Genomic DNA, 14,425 nt, shown 5'->3' on the forward strand with positions numbered 1-14,425 from the left:
AGGATAGAGCGCGTCGAGGGCCGTTGCGGCTGCTGCGCCCCGGGGTGCCGGCCGGCCAGTGGGAGCAAGCTCCGCGCCACCGAAACCCTCTCTGATGAGACTGGCGTGCAGCGGTTGAACCCTGTTCTAAGCTCACAGTCGTAACGTCACTGGCGAGACAGCATCACGCAAAAGGAGCCTGCATGGCTGCGTTCAATTCGAAGTGGATAGTGGGATTGACCCTGTTGCTGCTGCTTGGCGGCTGCGGGGCGGAAAAGCCCGGGGAAAAGGAGCGCCCGCGGGTGCGCATCCTGGAGGTGCAGAGCAGTGACTTCGCCCCTTCGGTGACCCTGACCGGTGACGTCCAGGCCCGGGTGCAGACCGAACTGTCGTTCCGCGTCGGCGGCAAGATCATCCAGCGCATGGTCGATGTCGGCGATCGGGTTACCGCGCAACAGGTGCTGGCCAAGCTCGATCCCAAGGACCTGCAGACCAATGTCGATTCTGCCGCGGCCTCGGTGTTCGCCGAGCAGGCCCGGGTCAAGCAGGCCGGCGCGGCGTTTGTCCGCCAGCAGAAGCTCTTGCCCAAGGGCTACACCAGCCAGAGCGAATACGATTCGGCCCAGGCCGCCCTGCGCAGCAGCCAGAGCGCCCTGAGCGCGGCCCAGGCGCAACTGGCCAACGCCCGCGAGCAACTGAGCTACACCGAGCTGGTGGCCGAGGCTCCGGGGGTGATCACCGCGCGCCAGGCCGAGGTCGGCCAGGTGGTGCAGGCCACGGTGCCGATCTTCAGCCTGGCCCGGGATGGCGAGCGCGATGCGGTGTTCAACGTCTACGAGTCGCTGCTGATGCAGCCACCGGGCCAGGAAACCATTCACATCAGCCTGCTGGACAACCCCAAGGTGACCACCACCGGCAAGGTGCGCGAGGTGACGCCGGTGGTCTCGGCCCAGAGCGGCACGGTGCAGGTCAAGGTGGTGCTCGATTCGTTGCCGGCGGGCATGGACCTGGGCTCGGTGGTCAGCGCCACCGCCCGGGCCCATGGCAAGGCCAGTGTGGTGCTGCCCTGGTCGGCCCTGACCAAGAACCTCAGCGAGCCTGCCGTGTGGCTGGTGGGCGAAGACGGCAAGACGGCCCTGCACACGGTGAAGGTCGGGCGCTACCTCACCGGCAAGGTGATCATCAGCGACGGCCTCAAGGGCGGCGAGAAAGTGGTGGTGGCGGGTGGGCAGTTGCTGCACCCGGGGATGTTCGTGGAGATCGCCTCGCAAACGAGCGACCAGGGAGCACAGCCATGAAGCGCCTGCTGCCGTTGTTGTGTGCCAGCGCCTTGTTGCTGGGCTGCTCCAGGGAAGAGCCGGCGCCGGAGCCGGTGCGCCCGGTGCTGTCGTTCCGGGTGGCGCCCCAGGCCGAGGAAAGCCTGGGGCGTTTTGCCGGCACCATCCAGGCCCGCTACGAGACCAACCTGGGCTTCCGGGTGCCGGGGCGCATTGCCAACCGCAATGTCGATGTCGGTGCCGAAGTGGGCCCCGGGGACTTGCTGGCCACTCTGGACCCCACCGACCAGCAGAACCAGCTGCGGGCCGCCCAGGGCGACCTGGCCAAGGTCGAGGCGCAGTGGATCAACGCCCAGGCCAATGCCAGGCGCCAGCAGGAACTGTTCGATCGCGGCGTGGGCGCCCAGGCGCAACTGGACATCGCCCAGACCGACCTGAAGACCACCGGTGCCTCCCTGGACCAGGCCAAGGCCTCGGTGCGCCAGGCCCGGGACCAGCTCAACTACAGCGAACTGCGCAGCGATCACGGCGGCGTGATCACCGCCTGGAACGCCGAGGCCGGGCAGGTGGTGACCGCCGGCCAGCAAGTGGTGACCCTGGCCCGACCGGAGATCAAGGAAGCGGTGATCGACCTGCCGGCCAGCCTGGTGGACCAGTTGCCGGCCGGTGTGGAATTCAAGGTCGCGGCACAGCTGGACCCAAGCATCAACACCACTGCCACGGTGCGCGAGATCGAGCCCCAGGCTCAGAGCGCGACCCGTACCCGCCGTGCGCGCCTGACCCTCAAGGACACCCCCGAGGCCTTTCGCCTGGGCACCGCCATCAGCGTGACCCTGAGCACCGCCATCGAGCCGCGCACCGAGGTGCCGCTGACCGCCCTGCAAGAGGTGCAGGGCCAGACCCGGATCTGGGTCGTCGACCCCCAGAGCCAGACGGTGGCTCCGCGCGAGGTCACGGTGCTCAGCCGCGACAGCGCTTCGGCGTTGATCAGCCACGGCGTCAAGTCCGGCGAGCGGGTGGTCAGTGCCGGGGTCAACAGCCTCAAGCCGGGGCAGAAAGTCAAAATCGATGAGGACCGCGCACAATGACGCCCGACAGCAAAGGGAGCTTCAACCTGTCCGAGTGGGCGATCAAGCATCAGTCCTTCGTCTGGTACCTGATGTTCGTTGCGCTGCTGATGGGCGTGTTTTCCTACATGAATTTGGGGCGCGAGGAAGACCCCTCCTTCACCATCAAGACCATGGTCATCCAGACCCGCTGGCCCGGTGCGACCCAGGAAGAAACCCTGAAGCAGGTCACCGACCGCATCGAGAAGAAACTCGAAGAGCTGGACTCGCTCGACTACGTGAAAAGCTACACCCGCCCCGGCGAATCGACGGTTTTCGTCTACCTGCGCGACACCACCAGTGCCAAGGACATCCCCGAGATCTGGTACCAGGTACGCAAGAAGATCAACGACATCCGCGGCGACTTTCCCCAGGGTTTGCAGGGCCCGGGGTTCAACGATGAGTTCGGCGATGTGTTCGGCTCGATCTACGCCTTCACCGCCGATGGCCTGAGCATGCGCCAGCTGCGCGACTACGTGGAGCAGGTACGGGCGCAGATCCGCGAAGTGCCGAACCTGGGCAAGGTGGAGATGGTCGGCGAGCAGGACGAAGTCATCTACCTGAACTTCTCCACCCGCAAGCTGGCGGCCCTGGGCATCGACCAGCGCCAGGTCCTGCAGAGCCTGCAATCGCAGAACGCGGTGACCCCGGCCGGGGTGATCGAGGCTGGGCCGGAGCGCATCTCGGTGCGCACGTCCGGGCAGTTCGCCTCGGAGAAGGACCTGGCCACGGTCAACCTGCGGCTCAACGACCGCTTCTACCGGCTGGCGGACATCGCCGAGATCAGCCGCGGCTATGTCGACCCTTCCACGCCGCTGTTCCGCTTCAATGGCAAGCCGGCCATCGGCCTGGCGATCGCCATGAAGAAGGGCGGCAACATCCAGGACTTCGGCAAGGCCTTGCACGCCCGCATGGACCAGCTCACCGCCGACCTGCCGGTGGGCGTCGGGGTGCACAAGGTTTCCGACCAGGCCGAGGTGGTGGAAGAGGCAGTGGGCGGTTTCACCAGTGCCCTGTTCGAGGCGGTGATCATCGTGCTGGTGGTGAGTTTCATCAGCCTCGGGGTCCGCGCCGGGCTGGTGGTGGCCTGCTCGATTCCGCTGGTGCTGGCCATGGTCTTCGTGTTCATGGAGTACAGCGGCATCACCATGCAGCGGATCTCCCTGGGGGCGCTGATCATCGCCCTGGGGCTGCTGGTGGATGACGCGATGATCACCGTGGAAATGATGGTCACGCGGCTGGAGAAGGGCGAGAGCAAGGAGCAGGCAGCGACCTTCGCCTACACCTCCACCGCCTTTCCCATGCTCACCGGGACCCTGGTGACCGTGGCCGGCTTCGTGCCCATCGGCCTCAACGCCAGTTCTGCCGGTGAGTACACCTTTACCCTGTTCGCGGTGATCGCGGTGGCCATGCTGGTGTCGTGGATAGTCGCGGTGCTGTTTGCCCCGGTGATCGGCATCCACATCCTCAGCACCAACGTCAAACCCCATTCCGATGAGCCGGGGCGCATCGGTCGCGCCTTCAATGGTGGCCTGCTGTGGGCCATGCGCAACCGCTGGTGGGCCATCGGCATCACCGTGCTGCTGTTCGTGGCTTCGGTGTTCTGCATGCGTTTCGTGCAGAACCAGTTCTTCCCGTCATCGGACCGGCCGGAGATCCTCGTTGACCTCAACCTGCCGCAGAACGCTTCGATCAACGAGACCCGCCAGGCCGTGGACCGCCTGGAGGCCACCCTCAAGGACGACCCGGACATCGAGCGCTGGAGCACCTATATCGGCGAGGGCGCGATCCGTTTCTACCTGCCCCTGGACCAGCAATTGCAGAACCCGTACTACGCCCAGCTGGTGATCGTCAGCAAGGGCCTGGAGCAGCGCACGGCCCTGACCCAGCGCTTGCAGAAACGCCTGCGGGAAGATTTCGTCGGCATCGGCAGCTATGTGCAGGCCCTGGAAATGGGCCCGCCGGTGGGGCGGCCGATTCAGTACCGGGTCAGTGGCAAGGACATCGACCAGGTGCGCAAGCACGCCATCGAACTGGCCACCGAGCTGGACAAGAACCCGCACATTGGCGAGATCATCTATGACTGGAACGAGCCCGGCAAAGTGCTGCGCATCGACATCGCCCAGGACAAGGCGCGGCAACTGGGGCTGTCCTCCGAAGACGTGGCGCAGTTGATGAACAGCATCGTCAGCGGCTCCACCGTGACCCAGGTGCATGACGACATCTACCTGATCAACGTGGTCGGTCGCGCCGACGACAACGAGCGCGGCTCCCCGGAAACCCTGCAGAACCTGCAGATCGTCACCCCCAACGGCACTTCGATTCCGCTGCTGGCCTTCGCCACGGTGCGCTACGAACTGGAGCAGCCGCTGGTGTGGCGCCGCGACCGCAAACCCACCATCACCATCAAGGCCGCAGTGCGCGACGCGATCCAGCCCACGGATCTGGTCAAGCAACTGAAGCCGGACATCGAGCAGTTTGCCGCGCAGCTGCCGGCCGGCTACTCGGTGGCCACCGGTGGCACTGTGGAGGAAAGCGGCAAGGCCCAGGGGCCGATCGCCAAGGTGGTGCCGCTGATGCTGTTCCTCATGGCGACCTTCCTGATGATCCAGCTGCACAGCGTGCAGAAGCTGTTCCTGGTGGCCAGCGTGGCGCCCCTGGGGCTGATCGGCGTGGTCCTGGCCCTGGTGCCCACGGGCACGCCCATGGGCTTTGTGGCGATCCTCGGGATCCTGGCGCTGATCGGCATCATCATCCGCAACTCGGTGATCCTGGTGACCCAGATCGACGAATACGAGCGTGAGGGCTATCACCCCTGGGACGCGGTGCTGGAAGCCACCCACCATCGACGGCGGCCGATCCTGCTGACCGCGGCGGCGGCCAGCCTGGGGATGATCCCGATTGCCCGGGAAGTGTTCTGGGGGCCGATGGCCTACGCCATGATCGGCGGCATCATCGTTGCCACCTTGCTCACCCTGCTGTTCCTCCCGGCGCTGTACGTGGCCTGGTACAAGATCAAGGAACCGAGCAAGGACACCGAGCGCACCCGGCCCACGGCCTCATAGGCGCTGGCTATTTCCGTAGGGGCTGGCTTGCCAGCGAAGAGGCCCGAGAAACAGGCGCCTGACTCGCAAGTGCCTTCGCCGGCAAGCCGGCTCCTACGGGGTATGCGGCGTTGCAGAGGGCATAGGCCCCCACGATCTCGTAGGAGCTGGCTTGCCAGCGAAGAGGCCCGAGAGACGGGCGCTTGATCCGCAAGCGCCTTCGCCGGCAAGCCGGCTCCTCGCAGGGGGATCAGGCCTTGCGCCAGACGCTGGCCAGCCACGGTTGCTGTTCCCGAGGCAGGCCGGCGGGGCGGTAGTAGTGTTCCAGCTCGACGAACCCGGCATCCGTCAGCAACGCCTGCCAGGCCGCCAGGTCGTGGTAGGCACCATAGCGCGGGCCGTTCCAGCCTTCCTGGTTGTTACCCCGGGGATTGGAGCTGAACAGTACGCCGCCGTCCTTGAGGCTGGCATGCAGTTGCTTGAGCACCCGCGGCAGTTCCTGGCGAGGAATGTGGAACAGCACCGCGTTGGCGAAGATCCCGTCGAAGCGTTCAGCCGGCAGGTCGAGCTTGAGGAAGTCCTGCTGCCAGACCTCGCAGCCACTGTCTTCCCGGGCCATCTGGGCGAAGCGCTCGCAGCCGTCGAGGCCGATGGCCACATGGCCCAGGCGGGTGAAGGTTTGCAGATCACGCCCCGGGCCGCAGCCGAAGTCCAGCACGCTGAACGGCGCCGGGCCCTGGATATGCCGCAGCAGCGCGTCGATGTTCTGGCTCACATCGTGGTCGCGGGTGCCTTCGCGAAAACCTTCGGCCACCTGGTTGTAGTGGCCGAGGGTGGTGGCGGTGATGCTGTCGAGATCGTCGGGGGCGAGTTTCATGGCGGGCTGCGTGGGTAGAGAGGAGGCGGCCAATATACCGCCAATGACGGCCTGGCGGCCTGTTCGCGAGCGAGCTCGCTCCTACGGGATGATCACCGTCCTTGGTAGGAGCGAGCTGGCTCGCGAAGGCGTCCGAACGGACACCACAGCCCTCAACGCTTGTTCAGCACCCGCGCCAGGCGGTCGCCACCCAGCTGGATCGCGGCTACCAGAATCACCAGCAGCACGATCACCGTGAGCATGATCTGGCTGTCGAAACGCTGATAACCGTAGCGGTAGGCAATGTCCCCCAGGCCGCCCGCGCCAATCGCCCCGGCCATGGCCGAGGAGTTGATCATGGTCACCAAAGTGATGGTGAAGCCACCAACGATGCCCGGCAGCGCTTCGGGCAGCAGCACGTGCCAGACGATGTGCCAGCGCCGGCAACCCATGGCCTGTGCGGCCTCGATCAGGCCGTGGTCGACTTCCCGCAGGCTGACTTCGGCGATCCGCGCAAAGAACGGCGTGGCGGCGATGGTCAGCGGCACCACGGCGGCCCACACGCCGTAGGTGGTGCCGACGATCAGCCGGGTAAAGGGGATCAGCGCCACCATCAGGATCAGGAACGGGATCGAGCGGAACAGGTTCACAAAGGCCCCCAGGGCCCGGTTCAGGGTCGGCGCCTCATAGATCCCGCCCTTGCCGCTGGTGACCAGGATCACCGCCAGGGGAATCCCCGCCAGCAGGGCAATCAGCGAGGACACGCCGACCATCAGCAGGGTGTCGAGGACGCCCTGCAACAAGCGATCAAACCACATAGCCCAGTACCTCCACTTGCTGTGCCCATTGCCCGGCGCGCTGGCGCAGTTGCGCAGCCTCCAGGGACGAGCCCTGGACCGCCAGCAGCAGTTGCCCCAGGGCGTGGCCCTGGATGCGTTCCACGCCGCCTTGCAGCAGGCGTACGCGGCCGCCCAGGGCGCCGAACAGCGCCGCCAGGTCCGGTTCCTCATGGCTGCTGCCGGTGAAGCGCAGGCTCAGCACCAGCGCCGCATCGGAAGACGTCGGATGGCTTTGCAGGCGGTTCTGCAGTTCTTCCGGCAGGCCGTGCTGCAGGGGCGCCAGCAGGGTCTTGCTGACCTCGTGCTGCGGGTTGCCGAAGACTTCCCAGACCGGCCCCTGTTCGACGATGCGCCCGTGCTCCAGTACCACCACCCGGTCGCAGATATCGCGGATCACCGCCATCTCGTGGGTGATGAGGATGATGGTCAGGCCCAGGCGCTGGTTGATCTCTTTCAGCAGGCCGAGGATCGACTGGGTGGTTTCCGGGTCCAGGGCCGAAGTGGCCTCGTCGCACAGCAGGATCTCGGGATCGTGGACCAGGGCCCGGGCGATCCCCACCCGCTGCTTCTGGCCGCCGGACAACTGCGCCGGGTAGGCCCGGTGCTTGTCCTTGAGGCCCACCAGCTCCAGCAGCTCGCGCACCTTGCGCTGGCGCTCGGCCTTGGGTACCCCGGCCACCTTCAGCGGCAGCTCGACGTTGTGCCACACGGTCTTGGCCGACATCAGGTTGAAGTGCTGGAAGATCATGCCGATGCGCCGGCGCAGGGCCACCAGGCGGTCTTCGTCGAAGTCGCCGATGTCCACCTGGTCGATCAGCACCCGGCCGCTGCTGGGCTGCTCCAGGCGGTTGATGGTGCGGATCAGCGACGACTTGCCGGCGCCGCTGCGGCCGATGATGCCGAACACCTCGCCGCGCTGGATCGAGAGGTCGATATCGTGCAAGGCCTGCACCGGACCCTGCTGGCCCTGGTAGGTCTTGCCCAGGCCGATAAAGCGCACCTGGGCGCGATTCAGTTCGGGGTGCAGCTCGGTCTGCTCGGCGCGCCGGGGCGCCGCTTCCGGCAGCTTGCGCTGTAGCGTCGCGACACTCATCTCAACCTTCCCAACCGGCTTGGTAGAGCTTGCCGTGGGCTTTATCCAGAGCGGCGCGAACGGCAGGCGAGTGCTGGTAGATGTCGACGAACTTGATCAGCCGCGGGTCGTTCTGGCTCTTGGGCTGGATCACGAACTGGATCACGTATTCCTTGTGGTCCAGGCCGTCGAACAGCAGCGCCGAGCCGGCATCGAAGGTCTTGGCCAGGCGGATGTAGGCCGGGTAGCCCTGGACCAGGTCAGCGTCGTCATAGGCGCGCACCAGTTGCACGGCTTCGACCTGGAGGATCTTGATCTTCTTCGGGTTGCTGACGATGTCTTCTTCGGTGGCCTTGTAGCCAACGCCCGGCTTGAGGGTGATCAGCCCGGCCTTGGCCAGCAGTTGCAGGCCGCGCCCGCTGTTGATCGGGTCGTTGGCGATGGCCACGCTGGCACCTTGTGGCAGTTCGTCGAAGCTTTTGTATTTCTTCGAGTACAGGCCGACGTTGTTGATGATGCCCGGGGCGAAGGGCACCAGGTCGAAACCGGCGGCGGCCTTGGCGTTTTCCAGGAACGGGATGTGCTGGAAGTAGTTCACGTCGATGTCACCGGCGGCCAGGCTGACGTTGGGCGCGATCCAGTCGGTGAACTCCACCAGCTCGACTTTCAGGCCCTGCTTGTCGGCCTCTTCCACGGCGGCCTCCAGGGGAATGGCGAAGGCGGCGGTGGTGCCGACCTTGAGCGGCGCGTCGGCGGCGAAGACGGCGCTGCTGAACAGGCCGAGGGCGAGGGCCAGGGCTTTGAGCGGGTGGCGCAGGCGTTTGGTTTTCATAGGGGTCAGGGTCCGAGTCGGGGCCAGGGAATGGGGTGTGGTTGCGGGCCTCTTTGCTGGCTAGCCAGCGCCTACAGTGAGGTGTGCAGGAGCCGGCTTGCCGGCGAAGCGTTTAGCGGCGGTAGGCCGCGCCGGTGTGTTGTTCGGGCAGCTTGCGGCCCTGGCGGAAGAGCTTTTCCCGCAGGGTGCCGTCGTCGTAGGCGGTCTTGTAGGAGCCACGGCGCTGCAGTTCGGGGATGACCAGGTCGATGAAGTCGACGTAGCTTTCCGGGGTGACGATGCGGGTCAGGTTGAAGCCGTCCAGGCCGGTTTCGGCGATCCAGGATTCCAGGTCGTCGGCCACCTGCTGCGGCGAGCCGACCACGGTGAAGTAGCGGCCGCCCAGGGCGTGCTGGTCCAACAGCTTGCGTCGGGTCCAGTCGTTGTTCTGCAGGTTCTTGGTGGCCGACTGGATGGCATTGCTCTTCACGTACTGGATCGGCTCGTCGATCTCGTACTGGGAAAAATCGATCCCGGTGGACGCGGAAAAATGCGCCACCCCGGCCTCTGCGCTGGCGTGGCTGCGGTACTCGGCGTGCTTCTTCCAGGCCAGTTCCTCGGTCTCGCCGACTATCACGTTGAGGCCCATGAACACCTTGATGTCCTCGGGATTGCGCCCGGCAGCCACGGCGCTGGCGCGGACCTTGTCCACCTGGGCCTTGGTCGCGGCCTTGTTCTGCCCGCTGATGAACACGCACTCGGCGTGGCGCCCGGCGAACAGCAGGCCGCGGTCCGAGCTGCCGGCCTGGAACAGCACCGGGGTGCGTTGCGGCGACGGTTCGCACAGGTGGTAACCACTGACCTGGTAGAACTCGCCCTGGTGCTCGACCTTGTGCACTTTTTCCGGCTGGGCATAGATGCGTTGCTCGCGGTCATTGAGGACCGCGTCGTCCTCCCAACTGCCTTCCCAGAGTTTGTACAGCACCTCCAGGTACTCGTCGGCCTGGTCGTAGCGGCGGTCGTGCTCGATCTGCTCCTTGAGCCCCATGGCCTGGGCGGCGCTGTCCAGGTAGCCGGTGACAATGTTCCAGCCGACCCGGCCACGGCTCAGGTGGTCGAGGGTGGAAAGGCGCCGGGCGAACAGGTAGGGCGCCTCGTAGGTGAGGTTGGCGGTGAGGCCGAACCCCAGGTTCTTGGTAACCGCGGCCATGGCCGAGACCAGCAGCAGCGGGTCGTTCACCGGCAGCTGGATCGACTCCTTGAGGGGCACGTCCACCGAGTTCTGGTAGACGTCGTAGACCCCGACGATGTCGGCGATGAACAGCCCGTCGAACAGCCCGCGCTCCAGCAACTGGGCCAGCTCGGTCCAGTACTCGAGGGTCTTGTACTGGGTCGAGTTGTCCCGCGGGTGGGTCCACAGGCCGTGGTTGATGTGCCCGACGCAGTTCATGTTGAAGGCGTTGAGCAGGATCTTCTTCTTGGTGGTTTGTGGCGCGGCCATCAGATGGTCCCCCGCAGCGGCGGGTTCTGCTGGTTCAGGTAGTAGTTGCCCACCGCGTGGTACTTCCAGCGCACCGGGTCGTGCAGAGTGTGTACCCGGGCATTGCGCCAGTGGCGGTCCAGGCCATGCTCGGCCAGGGTCGCCTGGCTGCCCGCCAGTTCGAACAGGGTGCTGCCGGCGGCCAGGGAGATTTCCGTGCTCAGGGCGCGGACCTCGGCCACGGCGATGGACGCGGCGGCCACGGTGTCGGCGTTGGTCTGGGTCTGGGCCTTGTCGAGGAACTCCCCGGCGCGTTCCAGCAGGGCCTCGGTGGCGTGCAGGCGGATGCTCAGGTGGCCGAAGCTCTTGATGGTCAGCGGGTCGTCGGTGGCCTTGTCGTTGCCGGAGTCGATCCACGGCCGGGTCTTGGTGCGCACAAAGCGCAGGGCGTCTTCATAGGCGGCGCGGGCGATGCCGGTGTCGATGGCGGCGTGGAGGATCTGCGCCAGCGGGCCGACTGGGGTCGGGCGCTCGAAGGCGCTCTGGAACGGCACCACGTCGGCCTCGTCCACCCACACGTTGTCGAATTGCACCGAGCCGCTGCCGGTGGTGCGCTGGCCGAAGCCGCTCCAGTCGTCGATCACGTCCAGGCCCTGGGCGTCGGCGGGGACGAAGGCCAGTTGCTGCACGCCGTGTTCATCCACCACCGAGGTGGGGATGCGCTGGGCGTAGAGGGCGCCGGTGGCGTAGAACTTGCGCCCGTCGATGCGGTAGCCCGGGCCGTTGCTGTCGCGGCTCAGGCGGGTGGTGCGGTCGTGGGCGGTCTTGGTGCCCAGCTCGGCCAGGGCGTTGCCGAAACGCCGGCCGGCCAGGACTTCGGCATACAGCCGCTGCTTCTGCGGCTCGCTGCCATTCACCCGCAGCACTTCCAGGGCGTAGAAATGGTTCTGCGGGATCTGCCCCAGGGAGGCGTCGGCCTCGGCGATCAGGGCGATGACCTTGGCCAGGGTGACGTTGGAAACCCCGGCGCCGCCGTATTCCTTGGGCACGCTGATGCCCCACAGGCCGGAGCGGGAAAAGGCTTCCAGCTCGGGGTGCGGCAGGCGCCGCTCGCGGTCGCGCAGGGCGCTGTCGCGCTTGAAATCTTCCGCCAGGTCGCTGGCGACAATCAGGGCTTGCTCATCGCTGGTAATGACCGCGACGTGTTGGGAAAGAGACATGTGTTTCTCCAGAGATCTGGTCAAAAGCGTTCTGGGCGGTTAAATCCAGGAGTGCCGGGCAGGCAAGGTGCCGTTCAGGTGATAGGTGCCCACGGCGTGGTACTTCCAGCGCACCGGGTCGTGCAGGGTGTGCACCCGGGCGTTGCGCCAGTGACGGTCGAGGTTGAATTCGGCGAGGGTGGCGCGGCTGCCAGCCAGCTCGAAGAGCTTTTCACTGGCCAGCAGCGAGATCTCGGTGGTCAGCACCTTGGCTTCGGCTACGGCGATGGAGGCGCGGGCCGCGGACTCGGCAGTGATCGGCGCCGCGCTGACCTGGTCCAGCACCTGCCCGGCCTTGCGCAGCAGGGCTTCGGCGGCGTGCAGTTCGATCTGCAGCTTGCCGATGTCGGCGATCACATACAGGTCATCGCCGGCCCGCTCGACGTTGGCATCGATCCACGGGCGTGCTCGTTCACGAACGAAACGGATGGCGTCGGCCACGGCTTCCCGGGCAATGCCGGCGTCAATGGCGGCCTGGATCAGCTGGGATACCGCGCCCTGGATATTCGGTGTTTCGTTGATCCGCCAGTTGTCCAGCACCAGCTCGGCGTCCACCCGCACATCGTTGAGCAGGATGGTGCCGCTGGCGGTGGTGCGCTGGCCGAAGCCCGACCAGTCGTCGACGATGCGCAGCCCCGGGGTGCCACGACGGACGAAGGCCAGCACCTGGCGGCCTTCCTCGTTGAGTGCCTTGACCGCCACCCAGTGGGCGAACAGGGCGCCGGTGGAGTAGAACTTCTGGCCATTGATCACGTGGCCGTCGGCGTCGGCGGTGATCCGTGCCTTGAGTTCCAGGGTGTTCTTGGTGCCGCGTTCCGGGCCGGCATTGCCGATGCGCCAGCCTTCCAGGACGCTCTGCAACAGCTGTTTCTTCTGCCGCTCGGTGCCGCAGCCGAGAATCAGGCCGAGGATGCCGAACTGGTTCTGCGGGATCTGCCCCAGGGCCGGGTCGGCCGCGGAAATGATGGCAAAGACTTCGGCCAGGGTGACGAAGGAAACCTGTGGCCCGCCGTAGGCGCGGGGCACGGAAATACTGCCCAGGCCGCTGCGGGTGAATTGTTCGATCTGCGCCCAGGGCAGCTTGCGCTGGCGGTCGCGCTGGGCGGCCTGCTGGCGGGCCGCGTCGGCCAATTCATGGGCAGCCTGAAGGGCTTCGGCGTCGTTGCGCAGAACCCGAGCGGGCAGCAAAAGGGGAGCGATATCCAGGTCACTCTGGACCTGGGCTTCGATCAGACTGGACATCAGTGCCACTCCTTGGCTGCACGCAATGCCCTGGCGATCTGCACTGGGGTGATTGTGTTCCGGACCATACCTACCTCACATCTTTTGGATAGGCCGCGTCATGCGGCGAAATCAGAATCAAGAATGTCCGGTGGTCCGGTGCATATACCCTATGCGCGTATAAAAATTAAATAAACTAACTTTTAGGAATATGAATAGAAGGGTTGAATCGAAGCCCGCAGGCGTTATGGATCAAGGCCTTAGCGTGCTTCCACGGCTGTGGTTCTAGCGACGAATGTCCCCCAAAACCACCCCATACCTGCACGTAGGAGCTGGCTTGCCAGCGAAGGCGCCCGTGAGGGTGGTGCAAGGCTCGAGGGCCTTTTCGCCGGCAAGCCGGCTCCTACGGGGGAGGGGGCGTGATCTGCTGTAGGAGCTGGCTTGCCAGCGAATGCGTCCGCGAGGGCGATGCAAGGCTTGAGGGCCTCTTCGCCGGCAAGCCGGCTCCTACGGGGGAGGGGGCGTGATCTGCTGTAGGAGCTGGCTTGCCAGCGAAGGCGTCCGCGAGGGTGGTGCAAGGCTTGAGGGCCTTTTCGCCGGCAAGCCGGCTCCTACGGGGGAGGGGGCGTGATCTGCTGTAGGAGCTGGCTTGCCAGCGAAGGCGTCCGCGAGGGCGATGCAAGGCTCGAGGGCCTTTTCGCCGGCAAGCCGGCTCCTACAAGGGGGCGTGGCTTGCGCCGAGGAACTTGCTGAGAAACTGTCGGGTGCGTTCGTGCTGGGGGTTGGCGAACAGCGCCTTGGCTTCGCCCTGTTCGACGATCACCCCCTTGTCGAAGAAGATCACCCGGTTGGCCACGTCCCGGGCAAAGCCCATCTCGTGGGTGACGATGACCATGGTGCGTTTCTCTTCGGCCAGGCTGCGGATGGTGGCCAGTACTTCGCCCACCAGCTCCGGGTCCAGGGCCGAGGTGGGTTCGTCGAACAGGATCACCCGCGGTTCCATGGCCAGGGCCCGGGCAATCGCTACCCGCTGTTGCTGGCCGCCGGACAGGCGCCTGGGGTAGGCATCTTCCTTGCCTGCCAGCCCGACCTTGGCCAGCAGCGCGCGACCCAGGGCGACGGCTTGCTCCCGCGGGGTCTTCTTCACCACGAGCGGGCCTTCGATGACGTTCTCCAGGGCGGTGCGGTGGGGGAACAGGTTGAAGTTCTGGAATACGAAGCCCACTTGCTGGCGCAACTGGCGGATCCGGCCCTGCTGATGGCTCAGGGGGATGCTGCTGTCGATGCTGATGTCACCGATGCGGATGCGGCCGCTGGTGGGTTCTTCGAGAAAATTCAGGCAGCGCAGGAAGGTGGTCTTGCCCGAGCCGCTGGGGCCGATGATGGCGACCACTTCGCCTTCCTTGACCTCCAGGTCGATGCCATTGAGCACCGTCTGGCCCTTGAACTGCTTGGTCAGTTTTTCCACCACGATCATGGCT

The 14,425-nt window shown here is 65.8% G+C and carries 11 protein-coding genes; 3 read left to right on the top strand and 8 right to left on the bottom strand.

Annotated features, from left to right (window positions below; genetic code table 11):
* Nucleotides 1–182: 182 nt before the first annotated feature.
* Genes A9971_RS11695 through A9971_RS11705 form a run of 3 tightly spaced genes read left to right on the top strand, consistent with a single transcriptional unit; the run spans nucleotide 183 to nucleotide 5,427 of the window.
* A complete protein-coding gene (locus tag A9971_RS11695) occupies nucleotides 183–1,277 on the top strand; it encodes an efflux RND transporter periplasmic adaptor subunit (RefSeq protein ID WP_011058616.1) in 1,095 nt (364 codons plus the stop codon).
* Nucleotides 1,274–2,344: an efflux RND transporter periplasmic adaptor subunit gene (locus A9971_RS11700; protein WP_053148452.1), complete on the top strand. Its 1,071-nt coding sequence runs from the start codon at nucleotides 1,274–1,276 to the stop codon at nucleotides 2,342–2,344. The genes A9971_RS11695 and A9971_RS11700 overlap by 4 nt, the downstream gene beginning before the upstream one ends.
* On the top strand, nucleotides 2,341–5,427 hold the full coding sequence (locus A9971_RS11705; RefSeq protein ID WP_183000629.1) for an efflux RND transporter permease subunit: 3,087 nt from the start codon (nucleotides 2,341–2,343) through the stop codon (nucleotides 5,425–5,427). The genes A9971_RS11700 and A9971_RS11705 overlap by 4 nt, the downstream gene beginning before the upstream one ends.
* Before the next feature lie 229 nt (nucleotides 5,428–5,656).
* On the opposite strand, the gene A9971_RS11710 is transcribed toward A9971_RS11705, so the two are convergent.
* The 8 genes from A9971_RS11710 to tcyN all read right to left on the bottom strand — a co-directional run bounded on the left by A9971_RS11710 (nucleotide 5,657) and on the right by tcyN (nucleotide 14,421).
* Complete coding sequence (locus A9971_RS11710; protein WP_183000630.1) at nucleotides 5,657–6,283, bottom strand: bifunctional 2-polyprenyl-6-hydroxyphenol methylase/3-demethylubiquinol 3-O-methyltransferase UbiG; 627 nt, start codon at nucleotides 6,281–6,283, stop codon at nucleotides 5,657–5,659.
* 152 nt (nucleotides 6,284–6,435) lie between these two features.
* The gene (locus A9971_RS11715) at nucleotides 6,436–7,080 is read right to left on the bottom strand and encodes a methionine ABC transporter permease (protein WP_053148458.1); all 645 of its coding nucleotides are present in this window, start codon (nucleotides 7,078–7,080) and stop codon (nucleotides 6,436–6,438) included.
* The gene (locus A9971_RS11720) at nucleotides 7,070–8,194 is read right to left on the bottom strand and encodes a methionine ABC transporter ATP-binding protein (RefSeq protein ID WP_053155887.1); all 1,125 of its coding nucleotides are present in this window, start codon (nucleotides 8,192–8,194) and stop codon (nucleotides 7,070–7,072) included. The genes A9971_RS11715 and A9971_RS11720 overlap by 11 nt, the downstream gene beginning before the upstream one ends.
* A 1-nt stretch (nucleotide 8,195) precedes the next feature.
* Nucleotides 8,196–9,005 (bottom strand): MetQ/NlpA family ABC transporter substrate-binding protein, encoded by an 810-nt coding sequence (locus tag A9971_RS11725; RefSeq protein ID WP_183000631.1) that lies wholly within the window; start codon nucleotides 9,003–9,005, stop codon nucleotides 8,196–8,198.
* A gap of 112 nt (nucleotides 9,006–9,117) precedes the next feature.
* The gene (locus A9971_RS11730; protein ID WP_015633741.1) at nucleotides 9,118–10,485 is read right to left on the bottom strand and encodes an LLM class flavin-dependent oxidoreductase; all 1,368 of its coding nucleotides are present in this window, start codon (nucleotides 10,483–10,485) and stop codon (nucleotides 9,118–9,120) included.
* Nucleotides 10,485–11,684 (bottom strand): SfnB family sulfur acquisition oxidoreductase, encoded by a 1,200-nt coding sequence (locus tag A9971_RS11735; protein ID WP_103290581.1) that lies wholly within the window; start codon nucleotides 11,682–11,684, stop codon nucleotides 10,485–10,487. Before A9971_RS11735 ends, A9971_RS11730 begins: the two co-directional genes overlap by 1 nt.
* Nucleotides 11,685–11,723: 39 nt before the next feature.
* Nucleotides 11,724–12,965, bottom strand: a complete 1,242-nt coding sequence (locus A9971_RS11740) for an SfnB family sulfur acquisition oxidoreductase (protein ID WP_053148467.1) — start codon at nucleotides 12,963–12,965, stop codon at nucleotides 11,724–11,726.
* 694 nt (nucleotides 12,966–13,659) lie between these two features.
* Nucleotides 13,660–14,421: an L-cystine ABC transporter ATP-binding protein TcyN gene (tcyN, locus tag A9971_RS11745; protein ID WP_011058626.1), complete on the bottom strand. Its 762-nt coding sequence runs from the start codon at nucleotides 14,419–14,421 to the stop codon at nucleotides 13,660–13,662.
* Nucleotides 14,422–14,425 lie beyond the last annotated feature (4 nt).

The sequence above is a fragment of the Pseudomonas sp. UME65 genome, from assembly GCF_014170225.1.
GTDB lineage: Bacteria > Pseudomonadota > Gammaproteobacteria > Pseudomonadales > Pseudomonadaceae > Aquipseudomonas > Aquipseudomonas protegens.